The organism is Winogradskyella arenosi, from assembly GCF_003337305.1.
GTDB lineage: Bacteria > Bacteroidota > Bacteroidia > Flavobacteriales > Flavobacteriaceae > Winogradskyella > Winogradskyella arenosi.
On the sequence record NZ_QPJO01000002.1, the window covers coordinates 36,175 to 52,803 of the forward strand.

Here is a 16,629-nt window from a genome sequence, read left to right on the forward strand (position 1 = left end):
AACTGTTGTGTTCTTAGAGTTAATACCGTAAAATTATGAAATACTTTTATATTCTTAGTGTCGCCATAATGTTATTTTCCTGTAAAAATGACCCTACTTCTAAACCGGCTATTCACGAAGCGCTTCAGGAAATATCGGACTCTTTAAAAGTGGATACCACAGCATTTGAGGATAAGGATATGAAAGTTTTAGATAAAACGTTCACTATTGAACTTAAGCAAAAAGAACTTATTGAAAAAGAGGATGAAAGTCATGATCTTGAGGCTTTTATTATTAGTAAAATGGAATACATAAAGCAAAAGGATTATACCATTAATTTTACTTACCCTGTTTTAAGTGAACAATTGTATCCGAGGAGTCAAAATTTTAATCAATTTATTCAAACCTATTATGCTAATATCGCACAAACAGAAACTGATATTTTACAACATAGAGCATTGTGCGATAGTATTGAAGCTTCAAAATTTAGAGAAGAACGCTTTATAGATTATAAAATTTATGAAGTTAATAATCAGCTAGTAAGTGTATTGTTTTACAAGGAGAATTTTTATTCCGGAAGTGTGTATCCTACCTATGCTTTTGAAGCTTTTAATTTTGATTTTGAACGCGGGGTCTTCATGAGCTTTAAAGATTTCTTTTTACAAGATTCTGAAGTCGAGCTGGTACGTCTTATTAATAAAACCATTAGAAAGGAAATTCTAGCCAGTAATATGTACTACGATTGTTGGGAGATTTCATTGGATGATTTTTTACTCAGTAAAGATAATTTTGTGCTCAATGACACCTATGTGGAGTTTTATTTTGACGATTGTGTTATCTGTCCTTCCTATACCGGCACCTATTCTATAGCGCTTTCATTAACAGATCTACTTGCCGTATTAAAAAAGTTTGAGGCGAATCCGCTCGTGTTTTAAAGCAGCAATAGGGTTTAAATAAAACGTTTTTTAGATTTTGATTTTCAGATATTTATATGGCTTAACGCTATGGTATTAACATTTTCTTATCAGTATTCGCATCAAAGATTGAATGAAATGCGTCAAATCTAATGTGTTTGTAATCATAATTTTACATTGTGAAAACGGAGTAACTGCACAACGGTTGAACTCTAATAGTTCACTTAATCAATGTATAATCTATAAAATGAAAATTATGAGAATTAGAAAAACAATAGTGACGATGATGATAATGTGTGCCACGGTATTTACATTCGCTCAGAACAAAGATGATATGCGCGTAATGAAAGACGCAAAAAAAGCAAAGATGATTTTAAAGAGTGCCGATAAAGGATTAGAAAAATTCTTCAAAGAATCTTCGGGATATGTCATTTTTCCTAATGTAGGTGAAGGTGCCTTAATCGTCGGGGCAGCATCGGGTAACGGAGTATTATATGAAAATGGAGTGGCTACCGGAATGGCATCAATGAAAAAATTAGATGTAGGGATGCAAGCTGGAGGAGAAGCGTATACTCAAGTTATCTTTTTTGAAAATGAAGCGGCTTTAGATGAATTTAAAAATGAAAATTTCGAATTTTCAGCCGAAGCTAAGGCAGTTATTGTAGATAAAGGTGCAAGTAAAAAAGCAAACTATGATGATGGTGTTGTAATCTTTGCGAAATCTAAAGCAGGCGCTATGGCAGATGCCTCTGTAGGTGGACAAAAATTTAGTTATTCAGAGTTTTAAGATATAACCGTTTACCAATAATTATGATAAAAGCCGATTGTTTCAATCGGCTTTTTGCACGCCATAACACAAGCTTTTTAAAGTTTTTAGCCTTAAGCTAAAGGCTTTTTTTGCTTTTTATAAGTGGTAAAAAAGCTTACAAAAGTTAATTTAAATTTAGAGGATCTAGGAATATTACAACGATGTAGTAGAACATATTGCTAAAAATTTAAGTTCATTTTATTAATTGATTAAAATAACATAGTGATTAATGCGAAATTTAATATTAAATTTGAATTAGGAGCGTTCAAGCATTTAGTGACGCAATGTTATAAATTAAAGAATGAAATTATTTTTAAAATTTGATTTTACTAAAATTTGCAACGTGCTTTTAGAAGAAAAGTTAAACGCTTGCAATTTTAAATACCAACAAACCGCTTTTGGAGAAGTGGAGATCTTAGAACAAATCACTGATCAACAGCTAGAAGTTTTTAATAAAAGTATTCAAGATTATGGTATTTATGTCATTGAGGATGCCAAGAAAATTATGGTTCAGAAAATTAAAGACGCTATTACTGATATGGTGTTTAATGAAGAGAACGATATAAATGTGAAAACTTCTGTGTTTCTCGCCGAGAAACTAGATCAAAGTTACAGTTATCTGTCTAATCTGTTTTCAGAGGTGACCTATACGTCCATTGAGAATTATGTCATTTTACAAAAAATAGAATATACCAAAACCTTATTAATCAATGAGGAACTGTCACTAACAGAAATTGCTTATAAATTAAATTATTCAAGTGTCGCACACTTAAGTAAGCAATTTAAAAACACTACGGGAATCACCCCTTCAGCCTTTCAACGTATTATAGCCAAGCGGAAAGAAAGCAGAATAGACTAATTAAGAAGAAATACGTTTGAAACTATGAATAAGGAATACATCAATATAGCCTTAGCCGACGATGATGAAGATGATAGATTCTTTTTTACGGAAGCTTTTGAAGAATTAAAAATAAAAAATAGAGTATCGACCTATAAGGATGGGATAGAATTAATGACGCATTTAGAAGCCACAGATTTACTTCCAGATTTGCTCTTTTTAGATCTAAATATGCCTAAGAAATCTGGGATAGAATGCTTAAAAGACATTAAAGCCAATGCTAAATTTAACGATATTGTCATTGCTATTTATTCCACCTCCTCTTCAGAAGAAGATGTAGAAAAAACCTTCGTTCTAGGTGCCAATATTTATATTAAAAAGCCTAATGACTTTGAGAAATTAAAGAAAGTGCTCTCAGAGGTGGTGACCACCAATTGGCAGTATCATACCAGTGGTTTAAATAAAGAAAACTTTTTATTACGTTTATAATCTATGTTCATAACTCCTAGTAGTCTTTTAAAAATTGTATTTGGTGTAGGACTCTTTGTTATTTTATGTATTGGTGGTTTTACCTACCAACACATTGATGCTTTGTCAGAGTCTACAGAAATCGTTAAAAAAACGTACAAATTAAGAGTGGAGTTAGAGAAAATAATCTCTAACCTAAAGGACGCTGAGCTGGGGCATAGAGGCTATTTACTAACTCACGATTCTATCTTTTTAGAACCTTACTTTCAAAGTGAAAAGAAAGTTGAGCACAGTCTATTAACATTAGATTCTTTAATTGTTAAGAATAAAATTCAGCGTAAAAACTTTGAGCAACTTAAGAAGGACATTGCTAAACGCTTTGTAATTTTTGATAAGTCTTTTGATATTGCAGAAGATAAGCTCATCTTAAGTAAAGGCTTACTAGTTTTATTGCATGATGGTAAAATAAAAATGGATCGCATTAGAAATGATATTTCTGTGATGCTGGTCTATGAGAATAAATTGCTTCTCAAAAACCAAAAGAAGAGTGAACAGGCCTTAGGACTTACACCCTTATTTTTATACGGTATTTTAATTTTAACCCTAGTGCTTCTCCTTGTGGCTTATGCCAAAATTAATAGAGATTTAACGGTGTTAAGAGAAACCAATGAAGACCTAAACGTCTTTAAGAAGCTTACAGAACAAGCTGAGGTGGTAAGTAAAAGTGGTACTTGGATTTGGAATATTGACGAAAACACCTATCATTTTTCAGATAACTTGTATAAACTTTTGGGGGCGGAGCCTAATAGTTTTGAACCTAATCTAGAAAATCTATTTGAATACGTCCATGAAGAAGATCGTAACATTTTAGGGCAACAGGTTAACCGTATGATTAAGTATGAAGCCTTACCCTTTGTAAGTTATAGAGTGGTGCAACCTAATGGAGAAATTAGACACTTAAAAGCCCATGCGAAGCTGATAGAAAATGGATTTGAAGGCAAACAATTACTAGGGGTAACCTTAGATGTTACAGATGAATTTAATAACTTCAAACTTATTGAAGAGCGTAATTTAGAACTGGAACGTAACAATAAGGAATTATCGGCTTTTAACTATGTGGCCAGTCATGATTTACAAGAACCTCTTCGGAAAATTCAAACCTTTATTTCGCGTATAGAAGCTAAAGAACGAGAGAATTTATCCGAAAAAGGACAGTTTTATATAGATAAAATAAAGTCGTCTTCATCAAGAATGCGAATGCTTATTGAAGATTTACTGCAATACTCGCGTACCAATAATTCTGAAAGTGATTTTAAGACTGCCGATATGAATGAGCTCTTAGACCACGCCCAACAAGAACTTTCGGATAGTATAGAAGATAAAAACGCTAAAATTATTAGTGATACCCTACCCATGTTAGATGTGGTAGCCTTTCAAATACAACAACTGTTTATTAACTTAATTAGTAATTCGCTTAAATATTCTAGGGAAGGAGTAACTCCAGTGATTGAAATCCAACACTCAGAAGTGCTCACTAACGATGTTAAGCTACTTAAGAAGTCCTTATTTAAATACCATCATAAAATAGTGTTTAAAGATAACGGCATTGGCTTTGAGCAAGCTTATGCTTCTAAGATCTTTGAATTGTTTAATAGATTACACGGTAAATCTGAATATTCTGGTACAGGGATTGGCCTAGCCATCTGTAAAAAGATTGTTGAAAATCATCACGGTGTCATTGTGGCTAGTGGTGAACCAAATGTAGGAGCTACTTTTACTATTTATCTGCCCTTTATAAAGTAAAATTGCTGGTTTTCTTGAAATCATGTAAGAAAAAATGAAAATTGTATAACACCTTTTATCACGTCTTGTAAGAACTTTGTGAGTAGTTATTTTGCTCTCTCATCATATTAAGTTTATCGCACCCTCCTTTTTTTAGATTTATATATTTTGTTAAAGCTAATAACTTTAATAAAAAATGTTTTATCCGCAATGAAAACCCTACTTTACATATTTCTGGTATTGCTTGTCATTACATGGGCATTCGGATATTTTGTGTTTTCTCTAAATTCTAAAATCCATTTGCTCCTTGTTTTTGCCGTTGTAATTTTAATTGCCATCAGTAAAAAAATTCCAAATTTTTAATACGCTCCAAATTTAGGTTTTAGACATTTTTAAATGTCGTAGTTAGGGTTAACCTTTTGTAAACGATGTGTTTATATGAGGTTTTTTTATTTTTAGAAGCGCCGTAAATCTTTCAGAATTAAGTTTTGTTTAACAATAAATCGTAATCATGTAACAAAACTGAGGAATTGTATAACAGGTTAAGCTGCTTCTGTTCGTTACTTTGTCAAAACAAAATCGAACTTAAAACGAATTACTTATGAAATTTTCATCACAACTAATCCAAAAGCAATTTGCTAGAGTCGGAAAAATATTTCCGAAGCCAACATTGCAAGGGGTTTCTAATTTAGAGGCAAGTCCTAAGAACCCAAAATTAAAGAAGCAATTGGTATAAGCTCCCTTACTTATACTAAAAATTACTTTACATCATTTAATTAACAGTCTAACCAAAAACCAATACTCATGAAAACTATAGATATTAAAGCCACCAATTTGCAAGCCATGTTCCAAACTTTAAAAGGTGCCATAGGAGGAACATTTAAATCTCAGCGTAATGAAGGAGAATTATATATTGATAATGGATTAGGCAAAGGATTCATTAGAGGTATAGAGTTAGAAAGAGATACCATCTTTGTAGAATTTGATATTAAATTTAAAGAAGATGTAAAATTTGCGATAAAAAGTCCACAAAGAGCTGTCGCCAATTTCTTGTATTGTAAAGAAGGAAAGTTATCACACTCTTTTATAAATTCAAACAAAACAAAAACGGTTGAAACATTTCAGACTGGGATTTCGGCGAATATAACCACCAATGAAAACCATATAAGCTTCTATAAAGACGTTTACGTCAATTCTGCCATCATATCTGTAAATACGTCTAAAACAAGCTCTAGAGAACACCCTATTAACCAAATGGTGTCAGAAATTTTCATTAAAAACAGAACAGAAGATTACAGTTATACCGGATCTTATAATTTAAAAATTGCAGATAGCATTAATCAATTAAAAGCTATTAAGCAAAGTGGTGTTGTAAGAACCTTATTAATACAAGGCTTAGTGAATGTCATTTTAGCTATGGAAATAGAGCAGCATTCTATCGATTTAAAAAGTGCTGAAAACCCAACCGGATCTTTAACTAGCTTTGAGTTAAAGCAGGTCAAAGAATTATCAGATTACATTAACAATTTCCCAGAAACCAACTTAAGTGTTACAGAGCTTGCGGCTAAAATTTCTATTAGTCCTGCTAAAGTTCAAGAAGGCTTTAAGTTAATGCACGGTAAAACCTTAAACAACTACATTAGATATGTAAGAGTTAAGAAATCTGAAGAATTAATTAAAAATACAGATTTAAACATTTCGGAAATTGTGTATTCTTTAGGATTTTCTAGTAGAAGTTATTTCTCTAAGATTTTTAAAGCACAGTATAACTGTTCGCCAATAGAATACAAACAAAACATTAAGTTAGCTGCAACAGCATAATATATACTAAATTCTAAGTTCGGAGGTTGTGTATTGCATCACTATAAGTGGTCATTTACACAACCTCTTTCTGATTATAAACAAAAGATAAAATGAAATTTATACTTTTGATTTATGAATGATAATTTTACAAATGAATTCTTTGGTATTGGAATTCAAAATGGAAAAACACCCGAAAACTTAGGGGTGCTTTGGCGATCGGCTCAAAATCTTGGGGCTAGTTTTATTTTTACCATTGGTAATCGGTATGCTAAGCAAGCCTGTGATACGCATAACGCCGTAAAGTCAATGCCGTATTTTCATTACGATACATTTGAAGATTTTTTTAATAACCTTCCTAAGGGCGCACGGCTGGTCGGAGTAGAATTAACGGATGAGGCGATTCCTTTAGAAACCTTTCAGCATCCTAGACGCTGCGTTTATTTGTTAGGGGCAGAAGATCATGGTTTACCGAGACAAGCCATTGAAAAAAGCCATTTTTTAGTGAAATTCACTTCAGAATTTAGTCTAAATGTCGCTGTAGCCGGAAGCATTGTTTTATACGATAGAGGGCTTCCTAAACCGCGTGTATAAGGTTAAGCCTACAAAATGTATCAAAGGATTCCTTAAAATAAGCCTATAAAAAAACCTTGAATAAAACTATTCAAGGTTTTTTTACATTATACAATACGGTTTGGCCGGGTTTAGCCGTTCATAGAAATTAAAAATTCCTCGTTATTTCTAGTTTGTTTAAAACGATCGTTAATAAACTCCATAGCTTCAACAGGGTTCATGTCGGCTAAGTACTTACGCATTACCCACATTCTTTGAATGGTGCTATCGTCTAATAAGATATCATCACGTCGTGTACTTGATGACGTTAAATCAATAGCTGGGAAAATACGACGGTTAGAAATCTTACGGTCTAACTGTAATTCCATATTACCTGTACCTTTAAATTCTTCAAAGATAACTTCATCCATTTTAGATCCTGTCTCCGTTAATGCGGTCGCAATAATGGTTAATGAGCCTCCGTTTTCAATATTACGGGCCGCACCAAAGAAACGTTTTGGTTTGTGTAAAGCATTGGCATCTACACCACCCGAAAGAATCTTTCCAGAAGCGGGTTGTACGGTGTTATAAGCTCTTGCTAAACGTGTAATAGAATCTAAAAGAATCACCACATCATGGCCACATTCTACCAAACGTTTTGCTTTTTCTAAAACAATATTTGCAATTTTTACATGCTCATGAGCCTCTTTATCAAAGGTAGAGGCGATAACTTCACCACGTACATTACGTTGCATATCCGTTACCTCTTCAGGACGCTCATCAATTAATAAAATCATTTGGTAAACTTCAGGATGGTTGGCTGCAATAGCATTGGCCACATCTTTCAGAAGCATGGTTTTTCCTGTTTTTGGTTGTGATACAATCATACCACGTTGTCCTTTTCCTATAGGAGAGAACAAATCCATAATTCTCGTAGAAATTGTAGCTTGCTTGTCGGCAAGATTAAATTTTTCTTCTGGGAATAATGGAGTTAAGTGTTCAAAAGCTACACGATCTCTTACCACATTAGGGTTTTGGCCGTTAATTTTGCTCACTTTTATTAATGGGAAATATTTTTCACCTTCTTTAGGTGGTCTTACGTGTCCAAGAACCGTATCTCCAGTTTTTAATCCAAACAATCTAATTTGAGATTGTGAAACATAAATATCATCAGGAGAAGAAAGGTAGTTGTAATCCGAAGATCTTAAAAATCCATAACCATCTTGCATGATGTCTAAAACACCTTCACTTTCAATGATCGCGTCAAATTCATAATCTGGCTCACGGTAGCGGTTTCTGCTATCTTTGTTGCCATTATTTTTAGAATTGCTATTGTGTGTATTACCATCTTTACCACGAGACGATCGGTTATCATTGTTCTGAGAACGGCGTTTATCGTCTTTACGTGGATTTGGTTTCTTTTGGTCTTGAGACTTTGGTGCAGGCTTGCTGTCTTTTGTAGAAGCTTCTGTAGTAACGGCTTTATCGCTTTGCGTTTTTTGAGCTTGAGGCTTACGCTCTACAGGCTTTCGAGTTCTAGGCTTGCGTTCTTGTGGTTCTGCTTTAGGCTCTTCTTTTTTATCCTCTAAATCTAAAGATTTCTGTTCGTTAGTGTCTTTTGTGGCTGGTGCGGCTTTAGACTTCTGAGAAATTCGTGTACGTTTTTGAGGAGGTTTTGTTAGAGGCTCTTCTTTTTTTTCTGGAGCTTCTGTGGCCACCTTTGCTTTTACATCATTAGGGTTGGCCGCTTGGAAATCTAAAATTTGATATACCAAGTCTAATTTTTTTTGTGTACGGTATTTTGGTACGTTAAGTTTTTTCGCTATCTCCTGTAATTCAGGAAGTTTTTTAGCTTTTAACTGTGAAATTTCAAACATTCGTATGTTGTATAATGTATTATAATTATGATATTATTAATTCAATATTTTCTAAATGAAATAAAAAGAAAAAAAGTGAGATTAATTTGGAAGATTAGAAAGATGCACGTCAGTGTGTTAGTTCTTTCTATTGCAATAATACAATTTTATTTTAAAACAATTTCTATCTTTTTAAAAAATAAACTCCTAATTTTGCATTCGTTTTAGAGTAAAAGATATGATTCAACGCATTCAAACCTTATATTTATTTTTAGCCGCTGTAATTTCTTCAGCCTTAATATTCGTGTTTCATTTGTGGACCAATAGCGAGGGTGAAAAAGTATATGCTTTAGATAATTATTGGACCTTAGGCTTGTTTTTAGCCTCAGCTTTATTATCTTTGATTTCAATATTTAGATTTAAACACAGGAAGTCTCAATTTGTTTTGGGACGACTGAATATCATATTAAACTTTATTTTACTAGGAGTCTTTGTATATCAGTCTCTAAGCTTATCTGGAGAAATTAACGTTTCTGAGAAAGGTATTGGGGTGCTTCTTCCTATTTTTTCTATTGTGTGTTTAGTCTTGGCTAACAAGGCTATTAAAAAGGATGAAGATCTTGTAAAATCTGTAGATAGATTACGATGAACCTAAAATCTTAGTAGTATTAGTGTGAAAAACCCAAACGCTGCCGTTTGGGTTTTTTTTTGTTCTTATTTCTTTCAAGATTAGGGACTATAAATAGTAACTATTTTAATACTTCAGAATGAAAAAACAAGTTTTAATACACCTTGGAGGAGCGGTGTTATTAAGTATTTTACTTTATAAATTGGCTTCTTTTCCCATTGAGAATGCCATGAGTGTTGGCTTCGGTACTGCCTTTTTAAGTGGTTTATATGCCATAAAAAGGTTTAAAAAATAACGGTCTCTTGCCTAAACATTATGCGTCAAATTCAATCACTTCTAAGTCTTTTATAGTCTTACCTTCAATTTTAAACCTTAACATTGTTCTTACTTTATGAAACCCATGTTTGCCAGCAGCACCAGGGTTCATATGAAGAAGATTTAACTTTTTATCAGGCATAACCTTTAAGATGTGAGAATGGCCCACAATAAAAATATCGGGCGGATTTTGAGCTAAGGCTTTTTTAACGGTGGCGTTATATTTAGGAGGGTAACCCCCAATATGAGTGATCCATATATCCATGCCTTCACACATAAACCTATTATGAAGGGGGAATTCCGCGCGTGCTTCCGTACCATCAATATTACCATAAACGGCACGTAAGGGTTTTAAAGCTTTAATTTTATCCGTAACCTCTAAATCCCCAATATCACCGGCGTGCCAAACTTCATCTGCAGCTTTAACATGTTTTAGTATGGCATCGTCAATATAACTGTGGGTATCGGATAATAAGAGTATTTTTTTCATGTTGAAAATCTAAGCTGAGAATTAATTAAGTAGTGCGGTTTTGTGCGTATAATGTCCTGAAAATTGCCAAAAGGGATAACTTTGTATTTTAAGTTTTCATTAGCAACTAAAACAGTAACTTTGCACTTCAACAAAAGTAAGATTTCTATTGCGATTTTTCATTGAACTTTCATATAATGGTAGGGCTTATCATGGGTGGCAGAATCAGCCTAATGCTATTTCTGTACAAGAGGTTTTAGAAAAGGCTTTATCCACTATTTTGAAAACTAAAATAGCAATCATGGGGGCGGGGAGAACCGATGCCGGAGTACATGCTTCACAAATGTTTGCCCATTTTGATTACGAGGCGCATTTTGAATCTAAGGATTTGGTCTATAAGTTAAATTCTTTCTTACCTAGGGATATTGCTGTAGCTTCCATTTTTGAAGTTAAGCCCGAAATGCACGCTAGGTTCTATGCGACTAGCCGAACGTATCACTATAAAATTTCAACAACAAAGAATGTGTTCGATTACGATTATTCGTATTTGGTTCACCAACCTTTAGATGTTGAAGCGATGAATGCCGCTTGTAAAATATTATTTGAGTATAAGGATTTTCAATGTTTTTCTAAAACAAAAACAGATGTAAAAACGTATCATTGTGATATTAAAGAGGCGTTTTGGACGCAGCACAACGGGCAATTGCTGTTCACCATAACGGCAGATCGCTTTTTAAGAAATATGGTTAGAGCTATTGTAGGGACGATGGTAAATATTGGCTTAGGAAAATTAAACCTTGAAGATTTACATCGTATTATTGCCTCTAAAAATAGAAGTGAAGCTGGATTTTCGGTACCGGCACAGGGCCTATATTTGGTGAAAATTGTGTATCCCGAAACGATTAAAATAGATAAATAAAGACATTATATTTTCCGAAAATAGCAAGGGGAATACATAGCATTAAGTTCCGCATAAAAATGGCAGAAAAAGAAAAAAAAATTTTTGATACCTCATTGTTTGCAAGATTACTACAGTACATTAAGCCTTACCGTTCTGTATTTGTAATTTCTTTATTTTGCGTTGTGGGCTTGGCTTTATTTGGAGCTTTACGTCCATATATTCTTAAAGAAGCCATTGATGTTAAGATTGCGAATAAAGCCTATGACGGTTTTATGGTTTATATGGGCATTATGTTAGGCTTGCTCATTTTAGAAGTGGTCTCGCAACTCTTATTTATCTATTATGCCAGTTGGTTAGGCCAGTCTGTGGTAAAAGATATTCGCGTGAAATTATTTAGGCATATGCTTAAATTTAAAATGACCTATTTTGATAAGTCTTCCGTGGGGGTGTTAATAACAAGAGCTGTTACAGATATGGAGCGTATTGCCGATATCTTTGGGGAAGGGCTTTTTATGATTTTTAGCGATATTTTAAAGATGCTTGTGGTGGCAGGCTTCATGGCTTTTATAAATTTAAAGTTGAGTCTTATCGTTTTTGTCACTATGCCTATCGTATTGGTTGCGACTAAAATTTTTCAGAAGTATATGAAAATTGCTTTTGAAGATGTGCGTACTGAGGTTTCTAACTTAAATTCCTTTGTGCAAGAACGTGTAACAGGCATGAAAATCCTGCAATTATTTACGCGTGAAGATACCGAGTATAAACGCTTTAAAGCTATTAACGAGCGTCATAAAAAAGGCTGGTTAAAAACAGTATGGTATAACTCTATCTTTTTTCCAATAGCAGAATTTTTAGCGTCTTTAACAATGGCCATGGTCATTTTGGTTGGTGGTTTTGATGCCATTTCAGCGCTGCCAGAAACCAGCTTAGGAGATTTAATCTCGTTTACGATGTTTATTCCTATGTTGTTTAGACCTTTAAACCAAATTGCAAATAAATTTAATACCCTTCAAATGGGGATGGTGGCTGCAGATCGTGTTTTTAAAGTATTAGATACAACTTCTAATATTGATGATTCAGGAACTATTGAAGCTACACATTTTAACGGAACGATTTCTTTTAATGATGTGCGTTTTGCTTATGTAAAAGATGAAGAAGTACTTAAAGGGATTTCTTTTGAAGTTAATGCCGGAGAAACTGTCGCTATTGTTGGTGCTACAGGGGCCGGAAAATCTACCATTATCAATTTGCTGAATCGTTTTTATGATATCAATTCTGGGACCATTAAAATTGATGATACCGATATTAAAGCGATGACCTTAACGTCATTACGAAGTCAGATTGCCGTGGTCTTGCAAGATGTGTTCTTATTTGCCGATACGATACTAAATAATATCACCTTAAATAACGAAAGTATTACCGAGGAAGATGTAGTGAATGCGGCTAAAGCCATAGGAATTCATGATTTTATTGCCAGTTTACCCAAGGGATATCATTATAATGTAAAAGAACGTGGGGTTATGTTATCTTCTGGGCAACGCCAATTAATTTCATTTTTAAGAGCCTACGTGACCAATCCAAGTATTTTAATTTTAGATGAAGCCACCTCTTCTGTAGATTCTTATTCTGAACAGTTAATACAAGACGCGACGGATAAAATTACCGAAGGTAGAACCTCTATTGTTATTGCGCATCGTTTGGCTACAATACAGCAAGCTGATAAAATTATTGTTATGGATGCTGGTGAAATTGTGGAGATTGGGACGCACAAATCCTTATTAGAGAAAGAGCAAGGCTACTATAAAAATCTATATGAAGTACAGTTTTTAAAAGCTGAAGCCGTTTAAATTTTATTTCAAGAAAAATTTATAGCACTTCAACATAACGACACTTAGAGTATGAGTCTCGTCATAACGGAATATTTTCGGTGTACTTGCGTAATCCGTTTAAGCCATTAACTTAATTACAGCTACAGCAAGGGCTACAACCATTACAAGTGCCAATAGGCTAATTGTAAAGAGGGTCATAACAAGCATAAACCGTGCAAAAGTTTCCCAAAAAGTAGATTTGAAAAGTCGTTTTAAAATGTAAAATAGATAAACGTAAAAAGGAATGGATAAGCAGCTTGTAACGATAATGTAATCAACTCCAAAGAGCATTAAAATTATTCCGGTAAGGGCTGTGATAATGATGGTTTGGGCCGAGTAGTATAAGCTGATCACCATATGCTCTGTAAAATTATAATGGCGCTCATTAATAATATAGTAAGTGAGCCAAGTCCCTAAAGCATAAAAAGGAACTGTAATAATATAAAACAGACCTTGGTATTTTGTGTAGTAATCTGGTGTAAACAGGTTTTGGTTATTCTTAAAATCAGCTGCCGTTAGCGACCATTCATTGGCTAAATCTGTACTAAATCCTAAGGAGTCTTTAAAGAAAGTATTCATTAAAAAAACTTGAATTCCAGCAAGGGTTAAGGCTACGGTAAAATATTGAAGAACATCAATATATTTCTTTCGGGTACCATTAATATAGCCTAAAATAACATCTTCAGGCTGTCTGAATAAGTTTACAAAGGTGAGTAGTAGCCTATTATCAATAGAAAGATATTGGGCATTAACTTGTTGAACAAGCGCCTTCGGTTGTAAGCGGTTATAAATAACTTTTGCGCCACATTCCCCACAATATTTTTGGGCAACTCGGAGTTCGGATTGGCAGTTTTTACACTTCACTAGCCTAAATCATTTTTAATTTTTTCTCTAAGCTCATCGGTGTTTTTAAACATCTCAAACTCTCCATTTTTTATATAAGAAATTTGTCCGGTTTCTTCACTAACACAAAGAGCAACCGCATCTGTTTTTTCGGTGATACCAATCGCTGCTCTATGACGTAATCCAAAACGTTCCGGAATATTTTTTTCGTTATTAACAGGAAGAATAACACGGGTGGCTTTCACTACATTGTTATCAATAATAATAGCCCCATCATGCAAGGGACTATTTTTAAAAAAGATACTTTCAATAATAGGTTGCGAGACTAAAATGTTCATTTCGTCTCCGGTATTGGTTAAAAAATCTAAATTATTATTGCGTTCTAAAACAATTAATGCACCGGTGTTAGAAGCGCCCATTTTGGTACAGGCGTTAATAATGGCATCAATGTCGGTTGATGTAGAATCGTCGTTTTTAAGAAATTTAAAGTTTTTAAATAAATTGCGTTTTCCACCTAAATTTGTAGAGCCTACCATTAAAAGAAATTTTCTTATTTCTGGTTGAAACACCACGATAAGGGCAATAATCCCCACTTTCATAAAACCATCAAATATGCTGTAAAGCATGTACATATTTAGATAGTCGGTTAAACGCCAAGCTAAATAAATAACAAGAATTCCTATAAAAATATTAATAGCAACCGTGCCTTTTACTAGTTTGTAGATGTAGTAAAGTAATATGGCCACAAGGAAGACATCTACAAAGTCAATAAATCTAAAATCCCAAAGTTGTAAGTTTTCCAAAAGTGTCGTCTTTTTGCTAATTTAACAATTTATGTTTAGTCACGAAGAAAAATCTTGGATTGTTATAGGCATTCAGAGTGATTATAAAAAACAGATATCTTCAAAATCTTTTGAGGATGATACTTGTTAAACTGAATTTTCTTGTATTGTTCTTTGTGTGGATTTTAAGGCTAACCTAACAAATAGGGTGAACGGTTTTATTTAATACACGTATTCGGTAGAACTTATATTAAATTGATTTAATTCAATGCCTCGAAATTGAGATTTAACGGAAATATAATCCTGAAAACTTAGATTTTTATCAAAATAGAGCTGTATTGAAAATTCAGTGACTCTTTTCTCTTCAGAATAAGAATGTGTTCCATTGATCATTTCAGTTACTTCGTCTACAATTTTAAATTTATTAGAGTTATTAATTTGTATGGGAAGTTGCAGATGGTAATTAGATACGATGCTGTCCTGATTTGTTTCTTGTGGTATAAGGGCTATAGTTGTAGATGGATCAGTGGCTTCTGTAAATTCATAATACACATCCGTAAACTCCAAAAAACTTAAATTCCCAATACTTGTATCGTTACAGGTAAAATAGTTTTTAGCAGCTTCGTTTTTATGCATTTTAGCATTACGCTTTTTATTTTGCATTAATACAATCTTGGGGATGGCTTGGTTTAGTGTTAAGCGCTTATCAACATTAATTAACCAATTGGTTGTGCTAATTAGATTCTTACGATTTAAAAGCGTGGAATCGGGTAGGGTTTTGTCATAAAAAATATAAGCAGGGGAAACGTCTAGAACTTCGGTGACCTCGGCGTTTTCAATTTCAGGTAATAGTAAAGTACGTTCGTTATTACAGCTAAAGCAGCATAATAAAACAAGAATTATAAGAGGGCGCATAGCGTTATTGAGATATAAGATTATGATATAAAGTAATACATTCCATCGCTTCTTTGACATCGTGTGCGCGTAAAATTTTAGCGCCTTTTTGCAAAGCGACCATATGTAAAGCCGTAGTGCCGTTTAAGGCTGTATGAGGAGTGTTGTTTAACGTTTTGTAAATCATTGATTTTCTAGAAAGGCCTGCTAAAAGGGGTAAATCGGTGAGTTGAAGCAATTCTAATGTATTGAGCAATTCAAAATTTTGTGCTCTTGTTTTTGCGAAACCAAAGCCTGGATCAATAATAAGATCTACGATGTTTTCCTGGCGTGCGGCAGCGATGCGTTCGGCAAAATAGCTCAATAGATCCTTGACTAAATCCCTATATTCCGTTTGTTGTTGCATGGTTTTAGGATCTCCTTTCATATGCATCATTACATAAGGCACGCCTAAGGCGCCTACAGTAGCCAGCATGGTGTTATCTAGTTTTCCAGCTGAAATATCATTGACTAAAGCCGCGCCAACACTAATACTCTCTTTAGCAACCGTACTTCTAAACGTGTCAATAGAGATTAAGGTTTCAGGGAAATGGTCCAAAATCAATTGAATGACTGGGATTACACGAGCTAATTCTTCGGCTTCAGAAACAGAATCTGCATTAGGCCTCGAGCTATAACCACCGAGATCAATAAAAGTGGCACCAGCATTTAGCATCTGTTCAACCTGCGCTAATAGCTGATCGGGAGCTTTGTATTTTCCACCATCAAAAAAAGAATCCGGGGTGACGTTAAGAATCCCCATCACTTTTGGTGTTGTTAAATCTATGAGTTGACCTTTACAATTTATTGTCATATGGTTAAAAAATGCTAAGTTTAAAATCTAGAGATTAAAGGTGTTTTTGCTGGCGTTGTTTTGTAATCTGATGACAATG

Annotated in this window: 19 protein-coding genes; 13 read left to right on the forward strand and 6 right to left on the reverse strand. The window is 33.9% G+C overall.

Annotated elements, in window-relative coordinates:
• Positions 1-35 precede the first annotated feature (35 nt).
• The 9 genes from DFQ08_RS04950 to DFQ08_RS04985 all read left to right on the forward strand — a co-directional run bounded on the left by DFQ08_RS04950 (position 36) and on the right by DFQ08_RS04985 (position 7,183).
• Positions 36-914 carry a DUF3298 domain-containing protein gene (locus DFQ08_RS04950; protein ID WP_147269446.1) on the forward strand — a complete coding sequence of 293 codons (879 nt, stop codon included), beginning with the start codon at positions 36-38 and terminating at the stop codon, positions 912-914.
• Between the two features lie 235 nt (positions 915-1,149).
• Positions 1,150-1,680, forward strand: a complete 531-nt coding sequence (locus DFQ08_RS04955; protein ID WP_114309668.1) for a lipid-binding SYLF domain-containing protein — start codon at positions 1,150-1,152, stop codon at positions 1,678-1,680.
• A 322-nt stretch (positions 1,681-2,002) separates the two neighbouring features.
• A complete protein-coding gene (locus tag DFQ08_RS04960; protein WP_114308719.1) occupies positions 2,003-2,560 on the forward strand; it encodes a helix-turn-helix domain-containing protein in 558 nt (185 codons plus the stop codon).
• 24 nt (positions 2,561-2,584) lie between these two features.
• On the forward strand, positions 2,585-3,028 hold the full coding sequence (locus DFQ08_RS04965; protein ID WP_114308720.1) for a response regulator: 444 nt from the start codon (positions 2,585-2,587) through the stop codon (positions 3,026-3,028).
• Between the two features lie 3 nt (positions 3,029-3,031).
• Positions 3,032-4,810: a CHASE3 domain-containing protein gene (locus DFQ08_RS04970; RefSeq protein ID WP_114308721.1), complete on the forward strand. Its 1,779-nt coding sequence runs from the start codon at positions 3,032-3,034 to the stop codon at positions 4,808-4,810.
• Positions 4,811-4,999: 189 nt separating this feature from the next.
• A complete protein-coding gene (locus DFQ08_RS04975) occupies positions 5,000-5,152 on the forward strand; it encodes a lmo0937 family membrane protein (protein WP_114308722.1) in 153 nt (50 codons plus the stop codon).
• A 238-nt stretch (positions 5,153-5,390) separates the two neighbouring features.
• A complete protein-coding gene (locus DFQ08_RS16375) occupies positions 5,391-5,525 on the forward strand; it encodes a hypothetical protein (protein WP_262508876.1) in 135 nt (44 codons plus the stop codon).
• A 68-nt stretch (positions 5,526-5,593) separates the two neighbouring features.
• A complete protein-coding gene (locus DFQ08_RS04980; RefSeq protein ID WP_114308723.1) occupies positions 5,594-6,610 on the forward strand; it encodes a helix-turn-helix domain-containing protein in 1,017 nt (338 codons plus the stop codon).
• Positions 6,611-6,724: 114 nt separating this feature from the next.
• Complete coding sequence (locus DFQ08_RS04985) at positions 6,725-7,183, forward strand: RNA methyltransferase (protein ID WP_114308724.1); 459 nt, start codon at positions 6,725-6,727, stop codon at positions 7,181-7,183.
• A 110-nt stretch (positions 7,184-7,293) separates the two neighbouring features.
• Here DFQ08_RS04985 and rho read toward each other — a convergent pair whose 3' ends face one another.
• Positions 7,294-9,018: a transcription termination factor Rho gene (rho, locus tag DFQ08_RS04990; RefSeq protein WP_114308725.1), complete on the reverse strand. Its 1,725-nt coding sequence runs from the start codon at positions 9,016-9,018 to the stop codon at positions 7,294-7,296.
• Between the two features lie 217 nt (positions 9,019-9,235).
• Between rho and DFQ08_RS04995 the strand changes: the two genes are divergently transcribed.
• A complete protein-coding gene (locus DFQ08_RS04995; RefSeq protein ID WP_114308726.1) occupies positions 9,236-9,646 on the forward strand; it encodes a DUF4293 domain-containing protein in 411 nt (136 codons plus the stop codon).
• Between the two features lie 118 nt (positions 9,647-9,764).
• Positions 9,765-9,920 (forward strand): hypothetical protein, encoded by a 156-nt coding sequence (locus tag DFQ08_RS16110; protein ID WP_181858361.1) that lies wholly within the window; start codon positions 9,765-9,767, stop codon positions 9,918-9,920.
• 18 nt (positions 9,921-9,938) lie between these two features.
• On the opposite strand, the gene DFQ08_RS05000 is transcribed toward DFQ08_RS16110, so the two are convergent.
• Positions 9,939-10,430, reverse strand: coding sequence for a metallophosphoesterase family protein (locus DFQ08_RS05000; RefSeq protein ID WP_114308727.1), 492 nt, complete (start codon positions 10,428-10,430; stop codon positions 9,939-9,941).
• Between the two features lie 148 nt (positions 10,431-10,578).
• On the opposite strand from DFQ08_RS05000, the gene truA reads away from it, so the two are divergent.
• A complete protein-coding gene (gene truA / locus DFQ08_RS05005; protein ID WP_114308728.1) occupies positions 10,579-11,328 on the forward strand; it encodes a tRNA pseudouridine(38-40) synthase TruA in 750 nt (249 codons plus the stop codon).
• A 59-nt stretch (positions 11,329-11,387) separates the two neighbouring features.
• Positions 11,388-13,157 carry an ABC transporter ATP-binding protein gene (locus DFQ08_RS05010; protein WP_114308729.1) on the forward strand — a complete coding sequence of 590 codons (1,770 nt, stop codon included), beginning with the start codon at positions 11,388-11,390 and terminating at the stop codon, positions 13,155-13,157.
• Positions 13,158-13,256: 99 nt separating this feature from the next.
• Here DFQ08_RS05010 and DFQ08_RS05015 read toward each other — a convergent pair whose 3' ends face one another.
• The 4 genes from DFQ08_RS05015 to folP form a co-directional block, all read right to left on the reverse strand.
• A complete protein-coding gene (locus tag DFQ08_RS05015) occupies positions 13,257-14,042 on the reverse strand; it encodes a DUF3667 domain-containing protein (protein ID WP_114308730.1) in 786 nt (261 codons plus the stop codon).
• On the reverse strand, positions 14,042-14,824 hold the full coding sequence (cdaA, locus tag DFQ08_RS05020) for a diadenylate cyclase CdaA (RefSeq protein WP_114308731.1): 783 nt from the start codon (positions 14,822-14,824) through the stop codon (positions 14,042-14,044). Before cdaA ends, DFQ08_RS05015 begins: the two co-directional genes overlap by 1 nt.
• 201 nt (positions 14,825-15,025) lie before the next feature.
• Positions 15,026-15,718 carry a hypothetical protein gene (locus tag DFQ08_RS05025; protein WP_114308732.1) on the reverse strand — a complete coding sequence of 231 codons (693 nt, stop codon included), beginning with the start codon at positions 15,716-15,718 and terminating at the stop codon, positions 15,026-15,028.
• A gap of 4 nt (positions 15,719-15,722) precedes the next feature.
• Positions 15,723-16,550, reverse strand: coding sequence for a dihydropteroate synthase (gene folP, locus DFQ08_RS05030; protein ID WP_114308733.1), 828 nt, complete (start codon positions 16,548-16,550; stop codon positions 15,723-15,725).
• Positions 16,551-16,629: the final 79 nt, after the last annotated feature.